The organism is Lentibacillus kapialis, from assembly GCF_014646635.1.
GTDB classification, from domain to species: Bacteria; Bacillota; Bacilli; order Bacillales; family Amphibacillaceae; genus Lentibacillus; species Lentibacillus kapialis.
Window position 1 is genome coordinate 1 of record NZ_BMNQ01000143.1, and the last position, 604, is coordinate 604.

Genomic DNA, 604 nt, shown 5'->3' on the forward strand with positions numbered 1-604 from the left:
TTTAACCAAAGGATTATACGGAGAAAATGCTCACGTTAACACATTGACGATTTTCGATGGATTAGGCATAGAGCAAGCAGGTGAGGTGGTTCTTAACCAGCATTCAATTTGGCAAATTCTAAATCATATGATCTACTGGCAAGAATATATTTTACGTCTTTTAAAGGGAGAAGAGACAATACCGCCAAAACATGCTTCAGAGACATGGCCAACAGAGGTAAAACCACCTGCCAAAAAGGATTGGGAATTGGCTGTAAACAAATTTACAGATGATTTAAATGAAGCTGTACGATTTGCAGAAAACGAGGATGGCCTTTCAAATGATCAGGTGGAGCATCTTCTTTCGTTAATTTCTCATAATAGTTATCATTCCGGGCAAGTTGTGATTATCAGACGCTTTCTGAATCAGTGGCCACCTCCTACGGGTGGAGATACATGGTAGAAGCATACTATAGAGACAGCCAATATGTGTGCCATCTGAAGGGGTTGGAGAATTATTTGTAATATACGTTGATCCCGCAAGGCGAAATGAGGGGATTGGGTCTAAATTACTTGATGCTATTACGAAACAACAAAAAGAGGTATATAGTGCCAAAAAGCAGTG

The 604-nt window shown here is 39.7% G+C and carries 2 protein-coding genes; both read left to right on the forward strand.

The features are described from left to right. Positions 1-442, forward strand: a 442-nt coding sequence (locus IEW67_RS18005) for a DinB family protein (RefSeq protein ID WP_188634442.1), incomplete at its 5' end; no start/stop codon positions are given. 28 nt (positions 443-470) lie between these two features. After that, on the forward strand, positions 471-604 hold a 134-nt coding region (locus IEW67_RS18010; protein WP_229671969.1), incomplete at its 3' end, for a GNAT family N-acetyltransferase.